The sequence below is a fragment of the Vibrio sp. Vb0888 genome (assembly GCF_033338835.1).
Classification (GTDB): Bacteria; Pseudomonadota; Gammaproteobacteria; order Enterobacterales; family Vibrionaceae; genus Vibrio; species Vibrio alginolyticus.
The window spans coordinates 77648-101065 of the sequence record NZ_JAWOTL010000010.1 but is presented as its reverse complement, the minus strand read 5'-3'; the positions used below and the strand labels follow the sequence as shown (position 1 = coordinate 101065).

20 protein-coding genes are annotated in these 23418 nt (G+C 45.9%); 3 read left to right on the top strand and 17 right to left on the bottom strand.

The genetic code is table 11. The features are described from left to right. Position 1 precedes the first annotated feature (1 nt). Both R7P72_RS15195 and artP read right to left on the bottom strand, forming a co-directional pair. The gene (locus R7P72_RS15195) at positions 2–745 is read right to left on the bottom strand and encodes an arginine ABC transporter substrate-binding protein (protein ID WP_053303704.1); all 744 of its coding nucleotides are present in this window, start codon (positions 743–745) and stop codon (positions 2–4) included. A gap of 88 nt (positions 746–833) precedes the next feature. After that, complete coding sequence (artP, locus tag R7P72_RS15190) at positions 834–1562, bottom strand: arginine ABC transporter ATP-binding protein ArtP (protein WP_155489915.1); 729 nt, start codon at positions 1560–1562, stop codon at positions 834–836. A gap of 425 nt (positions 1563–1987) precedes the next feature. On the opposite strand from artP, the gene R7P72_RS15185 reads away from it, so the two are divergent. Next, positions 1988–4222, top strand: coding sequence for a hypothetical protein (locus tag R7P72_RS15185; RefSeq protein ID WP_053303706.1), 2235 nt, complete (start codon positions 1988–1990; stop codon positions 4220–4222). 141 nt (positions 4223–4363) lie between these two features. Beyond that, positions 4364–5359: an ABC transporter substrate-binding protein gene (locus R7P72_RS15180; protein ID WP_053303707.1), complete on the top strand. Its 996-nt coding sequence runs from the start codon at positions 4364–4366 to the stop codon at positions 5357–5359. A gap of 82 nt (positions 5360–5441) precedes the next feature. On the opposite strand, the gene R7P72_RS15175 is transcribed toward R7P72_RS15180, so the two are convergent. The 7 genes from R7P72_RS15175 to R7P72_RS15145 all read right to left on the bottom strand — a co-directional run bounded on the left by R7P72_RS15175 (position 5442) and on the right by R7P72_RS15145 (position 13230). After that, entirely contained in the window at positions 5442–5819 is a 378-nt protein-coding gene (locus tag R7P72_RS15175) for a nuclear transport factor 2 family protein (RefSeq protein WP_005390944.1), read from the bottom strand. Positions 5820–5961: 142 nt separating this feature from the next. Further along, positions 5962–6693: a DUF3726 domain-containing protein gene (locus R7P72_RS15170; protein WP_213906889.1), complete on the bottom strand. Its 732-nt coding sequence runs from the start codon at positions 6691–6693 to the stop codon at positions 5962–5964. After that, positions 6690–8426: a hypothetical protein gene (locus R7P72_RS15165; protein WP_213906890.1), complete on the bottom strand. Its 1737-nt coding sequence runs from the start codon at positions 8424–8426 to the stop codon at positions 6690–6692. The genes R7P72_RS15170 and R7P72_RS15165 overlap by 4 nt, the downstream gene beginning before the upstream one ends. 101 nt (positions 8427–8527) lie before the next feature. Further along, positions 8528–10129, bottom strand: a complete 1602-nt coding sequence (locus R7P72_RS15160; protein WP_115386696.1) for a BCCT family transporter — start codon at positions 10127–10129, stop codon at positions 8528–8530. Between the two features lie 109 nt (positions 10130–10238). After that, positions 10239–11228, bottom strand: coding sequence for a membrane dipeptidase (locus tag R7P72_RS15155; RefSeq protein ID WP_053303711.1), 990 nt, complete (start codon positions 11226–11228; stop codon positions 10239–10241). Positions 11229–11297: 69 nt separating this feature from the next. Continuing rightward, positions 11298–12758: an aldehyde dehydrogenase family protein gene (locus R7P72_RS15150; RefSeq protein ID WP_053349978.1), complete on the bottom strand. Its 1461-nt coding sequence runs from the start codon at positions 12756–12758 to the stop codon at positions 11298–11300. A 73-nt stretch (positions 12759–12831) separates the two neighbouring features. After that, entirely contained in the window at positions 12832–13230 is a 399-nt protein-coding gene (locus R7P72_RS15145) for a RidA family protein (RefSeq protein ID WP_005375789.1), read from the bottom strand. A gap of 155 nt (positions 13231–13385) precedes the next feature. Here R7P72_RS15145 and R7P72_RS15140 point away from each other — a divergent pair, with 155 nt between their 5' ends. Continuing rightward, positions 13386–14276 (top strand): LysR family transcriptional regulator, encoded by an 891-nt coding sequence (locus R7P72_RS15140; RefSeq protein WP_005375788.1) that lies wholly within the window; start codon positions 13386–13388, stop codon positions 14274–14276. Positions 14277–14356: 80 nt separating this feature from the next. Here R7P72_RS15140 and R7P72_RS15135 read toward each other — a convergent pair whose 3' ends face one another. The 8 genes from R7P72_RS15135 to mmsB all read right to left on the bottom strand — a co-directional run bounded on the left by R7P72_RS15135 (position 14357) and on the right by mmsB (position 23411). After that, positions 14357–15463 (bottom strand): NADH:flavin oxidoreductase, encoded by a 1107-nt coding sequence (locus R7P72_RS15135; protein ID WP_213906891.1) that lies wholly within the window; start codon positions 15461–15463, stop codon positions 14357–14359. 672 nt (positions 15464–16135) lie between these two features. Further along, complete coding sequence (gene cyoE, locus R7P72_RS15130) at positions 16136–17050, bottom strand: heme o synthase (RefSeq protein WP_165401665.1); 915 nt, start codon at positions 17048–17050, stop codon at positions 16136–16138. Then, complete coding sequence (cyoD, locus tag R7P72_RS15125) at positions 17011–17322, bottom strand: cytochrome o ubiquinol oxidase subunit IV (RefSeq protein WP_005375783.1); 312 nt, start codon at positions 17320–17322, stop codon at positions 17011–17013. The genes cyoE and cyoD overlap by 40 nt, the downstream gene beginning before the upstream one ends. After that, positions 17322–17924: a cytochrome o ubiquinol oxidase subunit III gene (gene cyoC, locus R7P72_RS15120; protein ID WP_005375782.1), complete on the bottom strand. Its 603-nt coding sequence runs from the start codon at positions 17922–17924 to the stop codon at positions 17322–17324. Before cyoC ends, cyoD begins: the two co-directional genes overlap by 1 nt. Then, the gene (gene cyoB, locus R7P72_RS15115) at positions 17914–19950 is read right to left on the bottom strand and encodes a cytochrome o ubiquinol oxidase subunit I (protein WP_005375781.1); all 2037 of its coding nucleotides are present in this window, start codon (positions 19948–19950) and stop codon (positions 17914–17916) included. The genes cyoC and cyoB overlap by 11 nt, the downstream gene beginning before the upstream one ends. Positions 19951–19955: 5 nt before the next feature. Beyond that, the gene (gene cyoA / locus R7P72_RS15110; RefSeq protein WP_005388604.1) at positions 19956–20837 is read right to left on the bottom strand and encodes a ubiquinol oxidase subunit II; all 882 of its coding nucleotides are present in this window, start codon (positions 20835–20837) and stop codon (positions 19956–19958) included. A gap of 799 nt (positions 20838–21636) precedes the next feature. Beyond that, positions 21637–22395 carry an SDR family oxidoreductase gene (locus R7P72_RS15105; RefSeq protein ID WP_213906892.1) on the bottom strand — a complete coding sequence of 253 codons (759 nt, stop codon included), beginning with the start codon at positions 22393–22395 and terminating at the stop codon, positions 21637–21639. 110 nt (positions 22396–22505) lie between these two features. After that, positions 22506–23411: a 3-hydroxyisobutyrate dehydrogenase gene (gene mmsB / locus R7P72_RS15100; protein ID WP_053307783.1), complete on the bottom strand. Its 906-nt coding sequence runs from the start codon at positions 23409–23411 to the stop codon at positions 22506–22508. Positions 23412–23418 lie beyond the last annotated feature (7 nt).

The window sequence follows — 23418 nt, the reverse complement described above, 5'->3', positions numbered from 1 at the left end:
ATTACTTACCGAAGTATTTGTTGTAGATTACGTCGTATTCGCCGTTTGCTTTCACTGTTTTCAGTGCTGTGTTCAGCTTGTTCACTAGCTCGTCGTTACCTTTATTTACTGCGATACCGAAACCGTTACCGAAGTATTTAGGGTTAGTGATGTGCTCACCCACGTAAGCTAGGTTGTCTTCTTTCTTGAACCATTCTGCTACGACTGCTGTGTCACCGAATACAGAATCAATACGGCCATTTTTCATATCGATGAACGCGTCTTGGTAGCTTGAGTAAGGAACCGCGGTTACGCCCGGCATTTGCTCAATCAGGTAGCTTTGGTGTGTTGAACCGTTTTGAACACCAACACGCTTACCTTCTAGTGCTTTTTGATCAGCCACTTTTTCTTTGATAGAAACAAACGCTGCTGAGTTGTCATAGTATGCATTCGTGAAATTCACTTGCTCCAAACGCGCCTCAGTAATGTCCATTGCAGAGATTGCCGCATCGTAGCGCTTGAATTTTAATGCAGGGATCAGGCTGTCAAAAGATTGGTTGTGGAAGGTGCATTTTGCTTCCATTTCTTTACATAGTGCGTTCGCCAGATCCACATCAAAACCTTGGATTTGGTTGTTTTCATCCATGTATTCGAATGGGGCGTACGTCGCTTCCATCGCAAATTTGATCTCTTCTTGTGCTGCTGCGTTTGCTGCCATAGTTGCAGAAGAAAGGCCGATTAGTGAAGCTAGTAGAATCTTTTTCATTGCAATACTCCGTGTGTACTTAGTGGGCTGACACTCGCAATGACAGCCGAGCTTATCTGTTAAATAGACTGAACTTTAAAAACGTGATTTAGTGATTTAAGTAGTCAGCAAACTGGGCGGTTTGCGGGTTAGAAAACGAATCATTTGTGCCGTGCTCAACGATGTGTCCTTTTTCTAAATACAGTACGTGGCTAGCGATTTTCTTGGCGAAATCCACTTCGTGCGTCACAACTACTTGTGTAATTCCAGTTTCGCTTAAATCTTTAATAATCTTAACGACTTGGTTAGTAATTTCCGGATCAAGCGCAGCGGTCGGTTCATCAAAAAGCAAGACTTCCGGTTTCATCATCAATGCACGAGCAATCGCCACACGTTGTTGCTGACCACCAGAAAGCTGCATCGGCCATGCATCCGCTTTGTCTGCCAAATGCAGCATCGCGAGAATTTGCGTTGCCTGCTTCTTCGCTTCTTCTTTATCCATACCAGAGACTTTTACCGGAGCCTCAATCAGGTTCTCCATCACAGTCATGTGTGGCCATAGGTTGTACTGTTGGAACACCATGCCCACTTTACGACGAAGCGCTAAACCTTGCTTCTCTTTGATTTCAATTGAAAAGTCGAATGCGTCATTAGCGATGTTTAACTGGCCGTTATCCGCCCCTTCAAGAAGGTTAAGAACACGTAGTAGAGAGCTCTTCCCTGCACCACTTGGACCGAGTAACACCAGCGTTTCACCGCTTTCACAATTAAAACTGACATCGTGTAGAACTTGGGTATCGCCGTAAGACTTATTGATACTTTTAACTTGAATACTCATGCTGCCATACTGCATTAATTGTCACTTGACATTTATATTACTCAAAAGGATTTTTTATGCAATAAAAATGTATAAAAATTAATTTTGTTAAATTTTTGTATGATAAGCAATCAATACAACAGAGAATATGACTGGTTTAATCAGTTGGTTTTAACTGAAATTGTTGATGAAAATCCAACAATATGATGGCAATCGAAACAAGGTTAAAATTCTGGTTACTTTTGTGCTTGTGTAGACGGAATTTTGAGTCTTTGAACGTACTACACCCGACGCAGACCTTCTCATTTTTGCCGGGCTTCCCCCCTCGATTTCCGGTAAAGCCTTCTATCGGCGGGTTCCTGATTAGGACTTTGTGAATAGACTATAATTTCTCTTTGTATTCTGGCCCTTAATTCGAGTCATCTAAGTATGAGTGAGATAACCCCATGTTGAAGTCGCATTGTTTTTCTCTCATTGCACTTGCTTCTCTGAGCTTACTTTCTATACCCAGCGTTTGGAGTAGAACAGCAATCGTGTTACCTGGATTGCATGAACAGGGTATTGATCTTCAAGATAAGCCTATCTCTGCTGCCGCTGCACTTGAATGGGAGTTGGATAATGCCGATATCGTGTTTGGAGCTTACGAAAATAAGAGTGATAACGAGCGTGTAAAAGCGCTTGGTTACATGTACAACCAAAAGCTGGAACTTAACTCAGGTTGGCTGGAAAACGATATACGTAACCAAGCAGAACTGAATGGAGTTGACTACGAAGATTTCTTTCTCCACTTTTCTGAAGACACTATCCTAGCTGAAGTCGACTCAAGCCATGGCGAGAATACTCTACTCAATCGAAAACCGATGATCGTTGGCTATACCGCCAGCGCTGACCACGCCGGTTTTTGGCTATATCAACCACCGCCATGGGATGCTGATGTATTCGGTCAGGCGAATAATGGTGGTGCCCTCTATGTTTATCACTCAGAGAAATTCGACCGCTTAACCTTTACGTTTTCTCAGTTTGCTCAGGGTGGCAGCTTTACGATTGAATACCCTCCTGATATCGACTCGTTTGGTCAGGTAACTGAATGGAAAAGCTTCGCGATTAAAAAAGACAAAACTGAGAACATGACTAAAAACCAAACAGTAAGCTGGTCTGTTCCTTTGGATTGGGTTCGCGCTACAACGCATGATGGTAGCGGAAAAACTTATGGTGGCGGTCAGTACTTTGGCTCCACCTTTTTACGCGACGGCGGCCGCCTTTACGTTGCGAAAATTACTTGGCATGACGACAACATAGAAAACCGCCCACGTCTCGAAAACATTCAACTCAAAGATAGCTTCCCTGCCGTCAATATCTCAGGAGCACCAACGGAGACACCTGAAGGTCAAACCATTCAACGCTGGCGTAAAATTCGTGGCTTCGACAAATCTGCAGATCGAAACCAAGACAATTATCTTTCTTGGAATGAATACAAAAACCGTTCAAATAAGAATGCAACCGCACGATTTCGTTGGGAGTCACGGGTTATTCCATTTGGTCGTATGTGGAATCAAACCTCTTCTTGGGCATTGACCAATCTCGGCAATCCCTTTTTTGCCAATACAATGCGCCACTCTTACCAAGCTGAATGGGCGAAACAAGGTTTAAATGGTGCGTACAACGACGATACGAATAAATTACTCGGTGCAAATCAGTTCTACATATATTCCGGAGGCACAGTGGATGAGCTTGGTTTGGTGGCGGGTAGCCAAGCTGCTGACGATGCGTACAAAGCGCAATTCTCGGCGTTCTTGAATAAACTGGCAACGCTGGATGAAGATGCGTTAATTGGCCTCAACATAGGTACGGCAAACTTATTCGGTCGTAATGGGCAAAACCACTTGGTTAACGCTGGCTCCTTGTACTTGCGCGAGCACTACCTTTTCCCTTCTACCGGCTTTAGTGGCTATGCTGGGTTAGCTAAGTTTTGGGATAACTCTGCACTCGCCAAAGCTGGCCAGAAAGTGATTTATCAAGCGACAACGCGTTATGGTCGCGTTCAATACTTTGGGAACACAGAAGACAATTGGAAACAGGACCAATACTCTGCACTAGCAGTGTTCTACTTAAACTATCACCCTGAGCGCAGTTACTTTAATCAGTGGAACAATGGCTACTTATATGGAAGTAATAACACAACAAGTGACAACTTCTGGAAGGCAGGCGTACCAATGAATATTGCTTATCAACCTAGCACCTTGCTTGCCGTTGATTTGGGAGAGCCTGCCAATCAAATACCAGAGGGGTATCAGGCGACTCCGGTAATGATGTCCACCAGCACGCCCTATCCTGCCGATTACACGGTGATTGGAGATGCTTCTATGAGCAAAGTGGCTCATCCTGACTTGCCTAAAGGCGCTATCGATTTGTTACCAACCCATACGTACTTTGCGTATCACTCAGACGATACGGTAGTGATGCATGGCCCTACAGAGATGGTGTTAGCCCGAGAATTCACCAAAGGCCGAGTTCTGTATCGAACTGATTTCTTGGGCAAGAATATCGATTATTTCACCTCACCGAAGATGACAATCGTGCTTCCAGAGCCTATGCGACCTGTAGATCAAGACGGTAACATCGGCGACTATGTTTCTCATATTGAGATTGGCGGCTACGAAGGAGTGTTCTTGCTGTATTAACACCCTTTAAACCCTTCTCACCAAACGCTTCATAAATCGCCGTTTTTATGCTTAACGTCACTGAAAAAAACTTGTTCACTGAATCTTTATAAACCGATGTATATACTGAAGTAAATGACAACGACAAGGAAATTCAGTCACATGAAGACGACACCTTCAATGCTCTCTGTTCTGCTGCTATCAGCATTATCTACTCATGCAAATGCGGACGAATGCGGAAAAATAACCATCGCAGACATGAATTGGAATTCGGCCAGCTTAATGGCGCACATCGACCAATTTGTCTTAAATGAAGGCTACCAGTGCGATGCGGAATTGATCCCTGGTGATAGCGTTCCTACAGGCACCTCTATGATTGAAAAGGGGCAACCTGACGTTGCGCCAGAGTTATGGACAAACGGCATTAAAGAAGCACTTGATAAAGGGATTGCAGATAAACACTTGCGCATCGCTAGTGAATCGCTTGTCAATGGTGGTGAAGAAGGGTTTTGGGTTCCCGCCTATCTGGTAAAACAGTATCCAGAACTCGCGACGATAGAAGGCGTCATCAAGCACGCCAAACTATTTGAACACCCAGAGGATGATGACAAGTTCGCGTTCTATAGCTGCCCTGCTGGTTGGACATGCCAAATCACCTCCGGTCACTTGTTTAATGCATTAGGGTTAAGTGAGCACGGCTTTGAGATGGTTGACCCAGGCTCTGGCGCAGCACTAGCTGGCACCATCGCTAAAGCCTATGATCGCAAAATGCCTTGGTTTGGTTACTACTGGTCACCGACCCCCGTATTGGGCAAGTATGATATGGTCAAAGTGGATTTTGGTAGCGGAACAGATTTAGAAGAGTATCGCAACTGTACCACTCAGCCTGATTGCGCTTCACCAAAAGTAACAATGTACCCACCTTCTCCAGTTCGCACAGTAACAACTGAGGCGTTTGCGAGCAAAGAACCCCAAGCATTCGCGTACTTGCAGAAACGCGGATTTACCAACGAGCAAATGAGTGAAATGCTGGCATGGATGGAAGATAACTACGCGGACGGTGAAGAAGCGATGTTTTACTTCTTTAATACCTACCCTGACTTGTGGAAAGGCTGGGTATCTGAAGACGTCGCGGTGAGAATCGAAAAAGCGCTTTGATGATTAATACTTAAAGTGCCACAAATCATTTAACCTCCCATACCGTTTGAATAAACGGCATGGGAGACTCGTCAACGACTCGTTAATACATGGTGTGACCATTCAATGTTTCTTTAGGAATCTCTTGCAGAGCGTCCCAATGTTCGACGATCTTCCCATTGTGATCAAAACGAAAGAAATCCATTGTCACGTATTCAATATCATTAGGCCATGTTTGGTGAGTGTGTAGTGCCACCAAGTTCCCTTCAGCAATGGCTCGCACAAACGTAATGTCTTTATTGGGATACTCATTTTGCATCCGCTCAAAATACTCGATAAAAGCCTCGGGGCCATTTCCAACTAATGGATTGTGCTGGATGTACTCATCGCCAACATAGTCTTCAACCGCTTTTCTTGGATTACCTCGATAGGCGGTTTCGTAAAACGCAATGGCATTTCTTTTATTCTCTTGCAGATCCATTTTTCTTACCTGTGTTGCTCCATCTTGCGGATAACGGTAATCATAGTCTTTGAACTTCAGAAGTGACTGAACATCGCGCACAAAAAAGGCCGCTAAACAGCAGCCTTCATCACTTCTACTTGGAATCATCGCCTTTCATAGCTTAAACCACACCACCAGCACCGAGCATAGAACGCTCACTGTTCTCCACCAGCAACGCGGTTGCGGTTTGTTTCAGTGTTTCCCATTCTTGGTCTTCGACAAAGATACCATTTTGCCAAGAAGCTTGTTGCGTACGGCTTAACTCATCGCCTTCAATGTGGGTGGTATATCCTTGTGCACTTTTCTCGATATCGAAATCGTTCACGGAGAGCTCGATAACCATACTATGCAAATCCGTATCATGCCCATCAAACTGATCCGAGAAAAAGACTTCTGGTGCGATTCGTCCGCGGTTTAACACATAAAGCGTTCGCTTGGGACTAGAGCCATTGACCCATTGTGCGCGACACGCGATGCCTTTCGCAGAGAGCTTCAACAACTCACTGAAACCCAGCCAACGATTATGACACTGTTTCAACGTAATGGTAATCGACTTACGGTTGATCATTTTCTCGAGCGCGAAATCCAACACAACGGGTAAATGACACGCTACACTCCCGTTGTGCAGTTCTACCTCTATGCTTGACGGTGTGCTGTTGGTCACCGATACGGCGCAGTCTGAATCTAACCCAAGAAACAGACTGGCGTTATTAAAATGGCGAACTCCATGTAAGCCAACCATTTGCAAGTCCGCCACCATGTTCGCGATGACATCCGCCTCACCACAGTGACGGCGCATGCCAAGAAATGCCTTATTAACCGCGGCCACCAATTCGTTGTGAGAGACGATCATAATGCAAATCCTCCGTTGATTTTTTGATTGTCACTTTGCGCAATTTCGTCACGCGGCGGCATGCTAGGGAAAATCCATGTGTCTGCCAGTTTAGGATCGTGAATTTCATCTAACAACGGCGCACCTTGGAAGAAAGTTACTCGAACCCAACGATCCGAGCGCGGATCAAACTTAGTCGCACCAAAGATCGCCAATTTACAGCGCAGTAAGTGCATTGGTAACGCATCTTTACGCAGCACGTTCATTTGAATATCCCCCATCGCACGGTTGCCTAGCGTCCATACGCGACGTGTGATCGAACGATAAGCCGGTTTTTGCAATAGAAACTCTGCTACGGACATTTCTACATCACAGTCAAGCAAGGCCTGGTACAAGCGATTCACTTGTCTGCCGATATCAAGCGGCAGTTCTTTTTCTTCTCCAGCCTCTTCCCCGCGAACACCAAGCCTTGGCTCTTCTTTATCTTGTGAGCGATACCAGAACCAGTAGTTGTTCTCGGCTAGTGAGTAATCCGCATCAATCGCCCAGCGGTACTTGCTTTGCAACACTTCCAGTAAATCTTGGATCTTTTTCCCGCCCGGAATAGATAACGTTTCATCCGTATTCATTTGGCTAGCAAATTCATCCACTAAAGATGGGTAGAGTTCGATCAAGCAAGAGGTGAGGATTTCTTGGGCTTCCACACTCATTGTTTTCTTATGCTCGACCAAACTCGCCCAGTTCGGATGTAATGCCATTAACGTTGTTAGCTCCGATAGCAGTTGTTTGATGTCTGCTATCGCTTGATGATTGAGCCTGTCTTGATGTTCATTAATGGTGATGACTTGCTCTAAATGACGCTGTGCTTTTTGCAGCAATCCTTGCAAAGGATCATGGAACGACGCTTCACACGGCATCGCAAAGACTCGCGCTACCGCACGTTCGCGAGAGGTCATCCATTGGTCAACAATACACGGGTGATTAATCAAGTATGGAGCCATGCCTAAGCCAGTCGCATTGCCGACACCAAGGTAGCGCTGCAAGCCACGATGCAAAGCCACCGCGTTGTCGCCACCTTGTTGAAGTGCCAGATAGTGCACCCAATCTAGGCTGAATTCACGCAACATATATACGGCACACATTTGCGCACTAAAAGACTGGCTGAAATCTGAGTTATTCTCTAACAGTTTGAAGTCGGCGATACCAAACTTTCCGTTACCATAAACAGCTGTGGTACGCAGGATATAACCCACTTCCGCTAATTCTTTCGGCTCAGGCTGCTCGCCTTGAGAAAGCGCGCTAACAATGTGCTCAAACACGCGCACACTTTTGTTTGCGCGAGCAAGAACAAGTACGTTGTTTGGATTACGTCCCGCTTCTTGCAGCGGTACATTTTCTCGCAATCTTTCCAACAAAGTAACATCAACATAGCCTTGAACCAGTGCAAATGTGACGTCCCACTTTTCAGCAATTACGCGATCATTACGCTCGTCGTCGGCAATTTCATCACAGAATACCACCAAATGATAAACGTGCTCTGGCGTGGTCAATTTGTAAATCACATGACCATAACCACGAGGACAAAGCTGCCACTCATGCTTGGTTACTTGCCAGTTTTGGCTTGCCATATTACGAATCAGACTGCGAACAAAGCTGATTCGGTTTTGGTGCATTGCGCCAAGCCTTTCGGCTGCCATGACAATCGCTGCATCGCGCATAGTTGCTTCCGTATAAGTAGAACGATGTGCATCCATTTTGCTCACCACCTATTTGTTATTGTAAGAATACTAGGGTTTGTGCGGATGCAGGAGGAAAACACCCGCACAAGCTCCACGTTGTTTGAATTAGATAATTGTTATAGCCCTTGCTCTTTCGCCATTTTGATTGCGATTTGCGGCGCATTCCAAAGTGACGGTAACAGAATCAACGAAACCGGAACCGCGGTAATCACAATGAAAGATTGCAGTGCAGAGATGCCACCAGAGCCAAGAGAAATCAGGATCAATGCCGTCACACCCATCATTACTCCCCAGAAGGTACGGATGATCGCATTCGGCTCCGTTTCACCACTGATCACGACACTGATTGTGTAGGTCATTGAGTCGCCCGTCGTGACGATGAAGATCGTGGTTAAAATCAGAAATAGAATTGAAGTCAGCATTGGCATTGGTAGTTGCTGAGTCACCGCAAGCAAAGCACCTGGCAGGTTAAAGCCTTCGAACGCCGCACTCACGCTACCCGGTTCAGCAATTTCAAACGCAAGACCTGAGCCGCCCACAATCGTGAACCAAAAACAGGTGGTTAACGGAGCCACAATACTGATGGTGGAAATAACTTGGCGAATAGTTCGACCACGGGAAATACGCGCAATAAAGATTGCCATCATCGGACCATAACCCAGGAACCAGCCCCAGAAAAATACTGTCCACCAACTTAGCCAACCTTCGTCACCGCGATAAGTCGCCATTGGGATAAAGTTATCCAACATGCTTCCTACACCTTGAATGTATCCGTTAAAGATAAAATTCGTAGGGCCAAAAAACAGGATGTAAACCATCAATGCCATTGCCAGAATCACGTTGTAACGACTAAGCAGTTGCATGCCTCGGCTTAATCCACTGAGTGCTGACAAGGTGTAAAGAGCAATCGCAAACAAGATGATGATAAGCTGAGTGGTAAAGCCATCAGGAATATCAAACAGCGCATTTAACGCGTAGCTAACCTGCAAGCCTAGAAACCCAATTGGCCCGATGGTGCCTGCGGCTACCGCGATAATGCAGCACGCGTCAATCAATGCACCGAGTTGGCCTTTAAGTGCTCGTTCGCCCAAGACTGGGTAAAGCAAAATACGGGGTTTTAGTGGTAAACCTTTGTCGTAATGCAGGTGCATCACCACGATCGAAGTTAAGCTACCTACAATCGCCCAAGCCAGAAAGCCCCAGTGCATAAAGGATTGCGACAACGCATTCACCGCACCTTGCTGCGGGTTATCTTGCGCGCCGTATAAAGGGGGTGGGCTAACATAGTGTGCGATAGGCTCAGCCGCGGCCCAGAAAACGCCACCACCAGCCAATAAGGTACAGAAAATAATCGCCATCCAGCGGAAAGAATCCATTTCTGGTTTTGCAATCCCGCCCAACATCACCTTGCCTGTTCGCCCTGCAGCCAAGCCAAGACCAATAAGAAAAGTGAGAAGCAGCAGTAACTGCCAGTATGGACCAAATACCTGAACTGCCCAGCCAAAGCCAGCGTTAACGATCGTAGATAACAGCTCGCCGTCATAAAGTGCAATAGCAACGAACAACGCGATGAAACCACCGCTATACCAAAAGGCCGGGTTATTCAGTCCTAATTTGTCCGTCGTGTTTTCTGTTGTTGATGTGTTGTGTTTTGCTTTCGACTTGCCCGATGACACGTTCATCGTGGAAGCTTTCATGCTATTGGTTAAATCAGACATACTCTGGCTCCAGAGGTTCTTTGCAGCAGCCAAAGACTGGCTACAAATGTGAGTTTTACGCCTGCCGTATTGTTATTATGTGGGCAGGCGGTTCCTACTTTGGGGAATGCTATGAAATAGGCTCTAATCCTTCTTTAAGGAAGTTGAACCAGTTTTCACCCAATATTTTTCCAGCCTCAGATTCACTGAATCCGTGACCCATTAATCCGTTGTAGATGTTCTCCATCCCTGCGCTGCCGCAGAACCATGGCAGCGCATCTGGCCATCCCGAGTTACTTGCTGAACCTTCGCCGTAATCCATCGCTTTTGACCAACGACCGTTGCGCATCCACTCCAACACTTGTTGCGGCTGATTTAGGCACAAATCGCTACCGATACCTAAATGGTCGACGCCAAACATGTCTGCGGTTTTCGCTACCATCTGGCAGAAATCATCCAGCGTGCACTGGCTGCCATTTGGCAAATGGAATGGATATAAACTGAATCCAATCAAACCACCGCGCTCCGTCAGTGCTTTGATCACGGTGTTGGATTTGTTGCGCAGTGCGTCATGCGCAAACGTCGGGTTAGCATGGCTGATACAAATTGGACGCGAAGAGAGCTCGATAGCTTCCAACGTCGAACGCTCCGCGCTGTGGGACATATCAATGATCATCCCGACTCGGTTCATCTCTTCAATCGCTTGCTTACCAAAGCGAGTTACGCCGGAATCGTTTTGTTCGTAACAACCTGTCGCCAGTAAGCTTTGGTTGTTGTAGGTCAGTTGCATGATCAGCAGACCTTGGCGGCGCATCACTTCAATCAGACCAATTTCATCATCGATAGGTGAGCAATTTTGCGCGCCGAAGAAGATGCCGACTTTGCCTTCTGCTTTGGCTTTTTCTACATCTGCCATTGAATAAATAGGCATGATGAGGTCCGCATTTTGCTCGAAGCGCAAGTTCCATTCAGCAAAACGCGTTAAGGTTTCGCGCGCAGTTTCGTGGTAGACGATAGTGGCATGAACGGCGGTAATGCCACTCGCCTTAAGCGTTTGGAAATACTCTCGATCCCAATTGCAGTACTGCAATCCGTCAATCACAATCCGTTGTTGGTACATAACCACTCCTTAAACAATTTCTTAGCCTTTCAGTGCGGGTAACTGACACCATCAGCTACCCTGCTGTTCTTAGTAAGGGCGCTGATAAGCGGTTTTCACCACGGTGTAGAACTCTTTGGCGTACTGCCCTTGCTCACGAGGGCCAAAGCTAGATTCTTTACGGCCACCAAATGGGACGTGATAATCTGTACCCGCAGTTGGCAAGTTAACCATGACGCAGCCCGTTTGGACTTGCTGTTTGAAGATCGCGCTATTGCGCAGACTTTGCGTGATAATGCCGCCTGTCAGGCCAAAGCGCGTATCGTTCGCGACTGCAATCGCCTCATCCAAATCAGAAACGCGAATCACGCTTGCCATTGGTGCAAAGACTTCTTCTTGGTTCACTTCCCAGCTGTTTTGTGTGTTCAAGAACAGGGTTGGTGACATATAGTAACCGTCATGCTCTAGGCTCAGACGCTCACCACCGAAAGCCAGCTCCGCGCCTGCTTGGCGTGCATTTTCAATCCACTCAAAGTTCGCATTCAGCTGGTTACCATCAACAACAGGACCCATGAATACGCCCTCTTCCAGTGCGTGACCCACTTTTAATTCGCTCATGCGTTTGATTAGCGCTTCAACATACGCGTCGTGAATTCCGTCCATAACCACAAGACGAGAAGACGCGGTGCACTTTTGACCTGCACCCGAGAATGAGCCTGCGATTGTCGCTTCAACGGCAATTTGAATGTCTGCATCATCTGCCACTACGAGCGCATTTTTGCTACCCATCTCTAGCTGACAACGCACAAAATTTGGTGCCGTTGCCGCTGCAACTTTACGGCCTGTGTCCACAGAACCAGTGAAGCTCACGCCGTTCACATCCTTCGAATTGATAAGGGTATTACCGACTTGCGAACCGCTACCCAAAACGAGGTTAAACGTGCCGGCAGGTAAACCTTGGCGATGGATAATCTCTGTCAGCGCAACGGCACTTGCTGGGGTTAGGTTGGCAGGCTTCCAGACGACGCTGTTACCAAACGCAAGTGCTGGCGCGATTTTCCAAGCCGCTGTTGCTGTTGGAAAGTTCCAAGGAGAGATAATGGCGATAACGCCGACGGCTTCACGAGTAACTTCAACGGAGACACCTGGACGGACGGAAGCAGCGTTATCGCCAATTTGACGCAGAACCTCAGCAGCAAAGTATTGGAAGAATTGGCCAGCACGGTATATCTCACCTCGACCTTCAGCAAATGGCTTACCTTCTTCACGCGAAAGTAAGGTGCCCAATTCGTCACATCGTGCAATGAGCTCATCACCAATCGCTTGTAGCACTGCTTGCTTGCGCTCGATTGGTGTTTTTTCCCACTCTGGCTGCGCTGATTTAGCCGCTTGAATCGCTTGCTCTACTTGCGACACACTCGCTTGTGCGAAATCGCCAATGTTTTCGCTGATATCAGAAGGGTTAATATTGGCGATGGTGTCCATGCCCGATTGCCACTCACCCGCTATATAGAGGGATTTTTCTGCTTGAACATTGTTAATAAAAGTCATGGTTCTTTCCTTGTTCTTCCGATTTGTGATGGCAAGCCACCCACTCACTGATCTCTAATTGTTCTTATTGGATTTATTCTGGTTGGCTTGCCGACGCGTAGACGACAAACTCCACCAACATCTCTTCTCGCGCTAACCCTGCAACCACCATGGCGGCGCGATTTGGGTACGGCGCTTCAAAATATTCCGCGTACACTTGGTTAACGGTCTTTAAGTATTCTCTGTCGGTCACATAAATCAGGACCTGCAACACCGAGTCCAAAGACTCCCCTGCACACTCCAGGGTGTGAATGAGATTGTTAAAGGTTTGACGTGTTTGTGCTTCGATACCGCCTTCCACAACCGCGCCTGTGTCATCAATAGGAATTTGAGCCGTATACAGGGTTCCGTTGTTGACTATCGCCCATTCAAGCGGCGCTTTAGAAGCAAATAGACTGGTTTTAACTGGGTGTTTTTTAGTAGGAGTATTCACGTGCCTTTCAACCTTTGTAACAGCTTTGTTTCAATATGGTTAAATGATGCACATTGACAGGCGATAAATCTAACGGTAAATTTTTGACATTTGATAAATTAAACTTATCACTCTATTTAAAATAACGTAAATAAAGGGATTAAGAGGCATTAGGGATGAGTATTAAGCTTCAACAATTAATGCATTTTGTGATGGTAGTCGAGGAAGGAGGCTTTCGAGCCGCTTCACATCGTGCAAATCGTTCTCAGGCGGCACTGTCCACATCGATAAAAGAGCTTGAAAAAATTCTAGGGCAAACGCTGTTTGAACCCGGAAACAAAACCAAATTGACCCCGTTTGGTGAAATTTGTCTGCCCAAAGTGGTTCAGTTTCTCAATATCTACAGTGCGCTGGACAACGATCTCAAAGCTGCCGCGGCCGGACAGCAAGGGAGAGTGCGAATTGCGAGCGTTCCTTCTGTTGCAGCGAAACTCATCCCGAGCGTGTTGGGTGCCTTTTGCGAGCAGTATCCAAATGTAGAAGTAAGCTTGATCGATGATAACGCGGCGGGCGTCGAGGCTCGCTTACTCTCCGGTGAAGTCGACTTAGCGCTCGGTAACCCCTCTCACCTCGATGAGGGCGGCATTGACTTTACGCCGCTGTTAGCCGATCCAATAGGCGTGGTGTGTTTAAAGGACAACCCTATTGCGAGTCATCCAGAAGGAATCGAGTGGCAAACTTTGTTGGAACAACCCTTTATCCGTAACGGCACTTGTACACTTCTAGATCCAACCCCAGCAAGAGCTCTGAGTCAGCAAGCGCTCTATTCGGTCGAAAATATTACTTCGCTATTTTCTGTCTTAGAACTTGGGATTGGTGTCACGACCCTACCGAAGCTTGCTTTCCCAACCAATGAAACACGCTTGGTTTGGATTCCGCTTATCGATCCACCACTTGAAAGGCAAATTGGTATATTTACGTTAACCGATCGCACGATCTCGCCTCAAGCTAAAGCATTTCACGATCTTTGTGTGCATTATTTAAACTATCAAAAAGAAGATAAATAATGGTTCGATTAACATGCGGATAATTAAAAGCCTCCATATTCAGAGTGGAGGCTAATTTGTATTTGTGTAGTCGCTTCGTTTTATTTTTTGCGACGATTTCGGTTCTTATACACCACGCAAAAGTTACCACGCTTGGTACGACACTTTGAGCAACGTTCGCAATCTACTGGTGCGCGATTGCCTTCTTTCCAACGTTTGATCAACTGCGGCTCAGCCAATAAAGGGCGTGACACAGCAAAAAATTGGATATCTGTGTTTTCTGCAATTTTCTCAATCGCATCAATGTCGCTCAGCCCGCCGACAGTAATCACCGGTATGCTAACGTCCTGACTGATCACGTGACCATATTCGTGAAAGTAACCTTCTTCTTGTAGTGTGTAACCATCGAACGTTTGACCAACAAGTTCGTTTGCTTTGCCGTGAATATTGCCAGACACGACGATCGCATCAACGCCTACTTCTTCAAGTTTCTTACAGACGACGCGAGTTTCATCGAACGTTAAACCGCCGTCAAAGAACTCTGTTGCCGTCAGTTTTACGAGGATGGGAAATTCGCTTCCAACCAGCTTTCTGGTTTCAGAATAAATTTCTAAAAGAAAGCGCATGCGATTTTCTAAGTCACCACCATATTCGTCTTCTCGACGATTATAGTACGGGCTTAAAAACTGGTTAATTAAATAAGTGTGCGCCGCATGAATCTCTACGCCGTCAAAACCAGCGTCTTGAGCACGTTTACTCGCCAATGCGAATGCCTTTACGATGTAGTCTATTTCGTCCTTTGTCATCGCTTTGCCTTGCGTATTTGTACCACGCTCAGGCACGTCACTCGGAGCGAAGATGACACGCTCACCGACGTTATGGGTGGTTTTGGTGCCACCGTAAGCAATTTGCATCACGATTTTAGAATCTTGTTGATGTACTAGCTCTGTTAGCTTTTTGTATTCTTCAATAAAAGAGTCGTTGTAGATCCCCATCATACCTGCGTTGGGTTTCTCTTCTTCAACGATATTGGCATAACCCGTGACAATAAGCCCAACTTCCCCTTTCGTAAGCGTTTCGTAAATATCGTAAAGCTTTACCGTCATGTGACCATCTTCGGTCGCCATGTTCTCCCACGTTGCGCTTCGCACAAAACGGTTCTTTAGGATCATGTTGCCAATGCGGGCTTCGGAAAACAAAATGCTCAAAACCAGTCCTCTTAAAGTTGTCTTTATGTTTTATCTTTTCGCAAGTAAACAAGAACGAAAAAGGAACAGCGATACACGATGTATGGCTGTTCCTTCTCTGAATCCTTGAGACCTGCAAACTACAGGCGCACCTTAATGCCTCGGAGACGACAAAACTTTAATCTGGGTTAATGTTTAGTGAGTTTTTAGATTATGTAAAAAGATGATTCTTAATCGTGTTCATTTCACTGGAGCTAAGATGCTTCCTCACCTACTTTCAGTCGTAAAACTTTTGTATTTCGCTAGCTGGTGATTCAACTCAAACATTCACATTGTTAGTTTGTATGCTGCTATGGGAACTAGCACTCCCCCCAAATGTTTACATTACAAACTATCGATATTGAATTCTCATATGGTAAGTAGAGTTATTGCGCTGTTTATACTTTTTAGCTTAATCGTCGCTATCTCTTGACATTATTACGAGTCAGCGGAAACGCGCGATCTACTATGTTTTACACACTGGTTGTTTTTGCTTTTAGATATGAATACGTGATAGTGAAGCTAGAGGAGGAACAGGAAAAACAGGGAAAATAAAGGACAATAGAAAGTTAAATGACCTTACTTCTAGGTAAGGTCATTCATGCATTCAGCAGCAAAAGATATTGGCGCTTAGCAAACGCTTAGGTTTGGTTGTTACAGAGCTAGAGGAATCAACTCGACGCCAAGCACACCACTAATCCCCATCACCACTAGCAGTGAGACTTTAAACACCGACTTTGACCAAGCGATGTAGTTGTTGTCATCAATGCTGCGAAAGGTCACTTTCGTCCACATAAAGCAAACAACCGCTGCAACTGCTAAGTATTCATACCCTGCTTCACCTAGTAAAAATAACCCCAACGATACTGCTCCAAACGCTACGACATACGCTTTCATGTGTCGATGCGCTTTATGAATGCCTTCTTTAAGTGGCAATACGGGAATCCCGGCTTCTCGGTAGTCTTGCATGCGGAACATGGCAATGGCATACGAGTGCGGCATTTGCCAGAGACAGAACATGGTAAAGAGTAAAATCGCTTCCAAGCTAATGAAGTTTGTTACCGCTAAGTAACCCACCAATGGCGGAACTGCGCCTGAGATACTTCCCACTAAGGTTCCATACACCGAGTTACGTTTGTACCACATCGTGTAAAAGAACACGTAATACACGTAGCCAAGCAACACGACGACAGCGGATAGTGGGTTCACTCGGATAAATAACAGTGCGGTTCCTACCAGCAATAAAGCAAGTGCATAAACAAACGCAATATCGATATTGATGTTGCCTTTCACTGTTTCACGATTTCGTGTACGTGCCATCTTCTGGTCGATATCACGATCGAAAATATTATTCACCACACAACCTGAAGCGATGACTAACCCAACACCAACTAACGTCGTAACGAACAGCATTAGACTGGCTGGTTCTGTTTTTGCGGCGAGGAAGAACCCCGCCGCAACAGAAATCAGGTTGCCGAAAATAATGCCCGGTTTAGTGATAGACAAATAACTTTTCAGCATACCTTGACCTACAACTTCATGTTGACGTTCATGTTGTAGATGATCCATACCGAGCCAGCGATAAGGATAAGTACAACAATGGCGGTAAACATCAGTGATACAAGGTTCCAACGTCCGTCGGATGTTTTTGTTTCCATGTGCAAGAAGTATTTAAAGTGAACAAATATCTGCACTAATGCACATCCAAATAGAATCGCATAGGTCGTTGTATCTGGTAATGATTTCGTCCAAACAAAGTAGAACGGAATTACCGTCAGAATCAGTGAGGCAATAAAGCCTTTCACGTAATCTGACGAACTGGTTTCTACATGTTGATCCATTACATTACCCCCAGTAAGTAAACGATGGTAAAGACACAAATCCAAACGATATCTAGAAAGTGCCAGAATAGGCTTAAGCAGTTAAAGCGCATTGCCATATTGTCGTTCAGACCTTTCGTCGACAGTTGATGATACGCTACCGCTAACCAAATCAGACCAAAGGTTACGTGCAGGCCGTGCGTACCAACCAACGTAAAGAATGCCGACAGGAATGCACTTGTTTGTGGCCCATAGCCTTCTTCAATCAGGTGATGGAACTCATAGACCTCCATACAGATAAAGCCAAGACCAAGCGCGAACGTGACTAACATCCAGCGTTTGAGACCAGCAACGTTGTTGCGCTTCATCGCGATAATGCCAAAACCAAATGTGATACTGCTAAACAGCAGCAGCATGGTTTCGACAAACACGAATGGGAGTTCGAAAATGTCTTTACCTGTTGGGCCCGCAATTGAATTGCTCGACAGCACAGCGTAAGTCGCGAACAAGGTCGCAAACAATACACAGTCACTCATCAGGTAAACCCAGAAGCCAAATAGCTTGTTGCCATTCGTGTCATGGTGGTGATCATGGTCGTGATGTGCTGCGATATTAGTTTGCATACGTCACCTCCAGATCATCTTTACTTTCGCTGTCTTTCACTGAGTTTTTCTTCGCTTCTTCAAGCTGAGCTCGACGTTCAGCCTCAATTGCTTTGATCTCTTCAACTTCCACGTAGTAATCCACATCATCGTTATAGCTATGCTGAATACACGTCACGATAATACCGACCAAACTTGCCGCCGCTAGCCACCAGATGTACCAAATCATGCCGAAGCCAAATAGGAGCGACCAAGCCGACACGTAGATGCCTGTTGCCGTGTTTTTTGGCATATGAATACGTTCGTATTCCACTTCTTTAGTTGGATCGAACTCGCCACTTTGTTTCTGGTACCAGAAGGCATCCAGCACATCACCTTTTGGTAGGTGCGCAAAGTTGTAGAACGGCGGTGGAGACGATGTTGCCCACTCAAGAGTACGACCACCCCACGGGTCACCAGTTAGATCACGGTTTTGCTCGCGGTCACGGATACTCACGTAAATTTGGATGAACTGAGACAATACGCCCAGCGCAATCACAACCGTACCTGCTGCGGCAATCGACAACAGTGGGAAGTATTCTGGGTTGATGTCTTGGCTTAAACGACGAGTCATCCCCATGAAGCCCAGCGCGTAAAGCGGTAAGAACGCCATTAAGAAACCAATAATCCAAAGATAGAACGCGCGTTTGCCCCAAGTTTCATTCATGGTGAAACCGGTCGCTTTCGGGAACCAGTAAGTGATCGCAGCGAAACATCCAAACACCACACCACCGATGATAACATTGTGGAAGTGAGCGATAAGGAATACTGAGTTATGCAGAACGAAATCTGCGCCCGGAACAGCCATTAGTACGCCCGTCATACCACCAACAGTAAAGGTGATAAGGAAGCCCACCGTCCACATCATTGGCGTCGTAAAGCGGATGCGGCCTTTGTACATCGTGAATAGCCAGTTGAAGATCTTCACCCCTGTTGGGATAGAAATGATCATCGTGGCAATACCGAAGAAGGCATTTACGTTCGCGCCAGACCCCATCGTAAAGAAGTGGTGTAGCCAAACGACAAAGGCAAGAATCGTGATAACTACGGTAGCCCAAACTAGCGATGTGTAACCGAACAACTTTTTACGTGAGAAGGTTGCGGTGACTTCTGAGAACACACCAAAAATTGGCAAGATCAAGATGTACACTTCTGGGTGACCCCAAGCCCAAATCAGGTTGACGTACATCATTACGTTGCCGCCAAGATCATTGGTAAAGAAGTGCATGCCTAGGTATCTATCCAGCGTAAGCAGAGCGATAGTCACCGTTAGGATTGGGAATGAAATGATGATCAAAATGTTTGCACACAGAGACGCCCAAGTGAAAACTGGCATCTTCATCATTGGCATAGACGGTGTACGCATACGCAAAATGGTCGCGAAGAAGTTCACGCCTGTTAACGTCGTACCAACACCTGATATCTGCAGCGCCCAAATCCAATAGTCGACCCCGACTCCTGGGCTAGCCTCAATACCTGAAAGCGGCGGATACGCCAACCAGCCGGTACGACCAAATTCACCTAAGCCGAGAGACATGTTTGTTAGGATGACACCTACAACAAACAGCCAGAAGCTCAAGTTATTCAGATACGGGAAAGCTACGTCACGCGCACCAATCTGCAATGGCACGATGATGTTCATCAGACCAATGACCAATGGCATCGCTACGAAGAAGATCATGATCACGCCATGGGCAGTAAAAATTTGATCGTAGTGATGCGGTGGTAAGTAACCTGCTTCACCCGCAGAAGAAAGGAGTTGCTGACTACGCATCATGACTGCGTCAGCAAAACCACGAACAAGCATCACCATCGCTACTGCGATGTACATGAAGCCAAGTTTTTTATGGTCTACTGAAGTAAACCATTCATTCCACAAATATTGCCACTTTCCGGCTTTGGTCACCGCGTAAACTACGGCTAAACCAACCAGCGCCACAACCGCTAGGGTGATGACAATAATAGGTTCGTGGAATGGAACTGAATCAAGAGTTAATCTTCCAAACATTACGATTATCCTTGGTTTTCAGGCAAACAGTTCATTGAACCAGGATGCTGAGTCACAACGTCGGTGAACAAGAACGGAGGAACGCTAGAGAACAAAGTGACTGGCTCTGCGATACTTGGCGCTGCCAGTGAGCTGTATTGCTCCCAATCTTCAATACGATCAGGGCTCGCCTTCACTTTCTGCACCCAATTTAGGAACGCAGCACGATCAGACATTGCTGAAGCTGTGAACTTCATTTGCGAAAAGCCTTCGCCGCTGTAGTTCGATGCAAAACCCTTGTAGTCACCTTCGTGGTTCGCTATGAGGTTGAGCTTGGTTACCATGCCTGGCATCGCGTAGATCTGTGTACCTAAGCGAGGGATGAAAAACGCGTTCATGATGTTGTCCGAAGTCAGTTTGAACTGCACTGGCACGTCTTTCGGGAACGCCACATAGTTCACCGTCGCAATGTTTTCTTCTGGATAGATGAACAACCATTTCCAATCGAGTGACACCACTTCGATGGTCATTGGTTTAACATCACTTTCCAAAGGTTTGGATGGCTCTAGTTCATGAGTCGAACGCCATGTGATCGTCGCAAGAATCGCAATGATGATGATTGGAATTGTCCATACCACCACTTCGATTTTGGTCGAGTGTGACCACTCGGGTGCGTACTCTTCTTCAGTGTTAGAGGCGCGGTATCGGTAAGCGAAGTAAATCGTCATTAAAATCACAGGGATTACAACGATCAACATCAGCAAAAGAGCAGTAATAATTAACTCTTTTTCTTGCACACCAATGGCACCTTTGGGGTCAAGTAAAGCTGAATTACATCCTGAGAGCATAAGTATGACGGACGCCAAACTTCCCCTCGACAAGATGCGTTTATATCTTGAGGCTTCCATTAACTTTCTCGATGGTTGTCTGGTTTCAAAGCAGATGCCAATCAAAGTAAATAAGAGCTCACAAATAGCGCAGAGGTAATGTATGAGAACAAGAAAAAACCTCGATAAGTAGTTATTCTACTTACAATTTTTTCAACTTCGTCATCAAGCATTTTACCAGCTAGGATGAACCGTTATTTGCTACGATACGATTGGTATCAAGCCAAGAACCAGTTGTTATAGTCATTAGAATGTTTATGTGTTGAGCATGAGTAACGTCGGGCTCAGAGCGAAACAAAACGGAATTGAGTGGAGATCAAAACCACACTCTTAGTGTGAGTTTATTGTTACACTTTGAAACACTATGTTACATTTGGCGCATTATGAGGAGTAAAAAGTTAAAGCTCATTAGCCACAACTGGAAACTAACCTTCCATTAATGGAAGTTACACACTTTAAATAGAATATTAACCTCAACACGAATTTTTCGTGCTTCAACAATTAATTATTTAAAAACAAACAGTTGAAACTAAAAATTGATGAGACTGACTATCAACTTCATTTACGCAGATAGCCTTAATGAGAAGCGGAAGCTAAAAAATCAAAAGTGTGATCAACATCAAATTAATGATTTCACTTAATATTTGAGTGGTATTTACATCTCTTTATTGGATTGTGAGAAATCATTCTCAAGGTAAATCCAAACATAAGTTGTAAATACATTTGGGTTGCGCAGAATTAGCACTCCACAACATAGAAAATGTTGAAATGGAAAGAGACTTATTATTCAGGTCTATCAGAGCCTTATTTCAGTGGTCACTTACATACGAATGCCGCCATCCACTTCTAAAACCCTGCCAGTAAAGTAATCACTCTCAATAATGTATTTTACTGCATGCGCGATTTCGCTTGTTTCGCCCATCCTGCCAACTGGGATCATCTTTTCTAGTCGCTCTATGGCTTCGGGTCTCATTTGCTCTGCCATCGCGGTATGAACTACACCTGGTGCAACCGCCGCCGCGCGAATACCGTATCTTGCGAGCTCACGAGCCCATGTTGTCGCCATGGTCGCGACCGCCGCTTTAGATGCAGAATAATTGGTTTGTCCGATATTCCCTGCTCTCGCAACACTAGAAATATTGATGATAACGCCTCGGGAGCCACTCTCAATCATCTTGACGGCAGCTTCACGCCCACACAAAAATGTTCCTGTCACGTTAACGTTCATGACCAAATTGAATTGATCCAAAGACATCTTACTGATCACGCCATCTTTTGCTTTTACAAGTAACCCATCTCTTAACACGCCAGCGTTATTGACTAACCCATTGAGTTGACCAAAATCTTGGATAATCGCTTCAAACGTGGTTTCAACATCGATTTCGTTGGTGACATCCACTTGATATGTCAACGCTTTCGCACTCAGCATTCGACACTGCTCTTGTGTTTCCATTAAGCCACTGGCGTTTACATCCAACAACGCTAAATCAGCGCCAGCTTGAGCAAGGGTAATGGCCATCATTTGCCCAAGCCCCTGCCCTGCTCCTGTAATGGCAATAACACTACTTTTTATGTCCATATTGGTGCACTCCATAGCTCGTAATGTTCTCTATCTCAACTAGTCTAAGTTGGCCGAAATGATGCGCGTTTTAGGTCACCATCTCGGGCTGGTTTGTCACAAAACTCGGTCTAGCCTTTCTTACTCTTGTATAACTCAAATAAGCTTGAGAAATCGAGCTCGCCGTGGCCGCTCGCGTTGTGGAAAGAATATAAGTTGCGCGCTAACGACCCCATCGGAACCGAAGAATGTGTTTGTAACGCCGCATCTAACCCCAAGCCGAGATCTTTTAGCATGAGTTTGCTCATAAAGCCCGGCTGGTAATCGTGACTGGCTGGCGCACTGTCCATCACGCCTGGGCAAGGATTGTAAAGCTCCAATGCCCAATTTCGGCCAGAGCTTTGCAGCATGATGTTTGATAGCACTTTTGGATCGAGTCCATGATCGATACCTAGGTTTAATGCCTCGCACGTACCAGACATTAAAATGCCGAGCATAAGGTTGTTACAGATTTTCGCCATTTGACCATCGCCTGCTTTGCCAGCATGGAAAACATTTTTTCCCATATACTGCAAAATCGCATTGGCTTTAGAAAACGCTTGATCCGAACCACCAACAATAAAGGTTAATGTCGCCGCTTTAGCGCCAGCAACGCCCCCCGAAACGGGCGCGTCGACAAACAACACGCGTTTATTTGCCGCTTCATTGGCGACTAATCGCGCAGAGTCCGGATCAATGGTTGAACAATCAATCATCAAGGTACTTGGCGAGACAAGATTGAGGACACCTACGCCGCCGTGTAAGTCGCCAAGATACACGGAACGAACGTGAGATCCTGCTGGTAGCATCGTGATGACCGTGCTTGCACCATCCACGACTTCCTCGATAGAGCTCGCCACCACCGCACCAAAAGGTGCAAGTTGCTTTGCCGCTTCGCTATCGACATCAAATACTTGCACGTTAAATCCAGACGCTAATAAGTTTTGCGCCATCGGATGCCCCATTCTTCCTAAACCGATAAATGCGATGGTACTCATGATCATT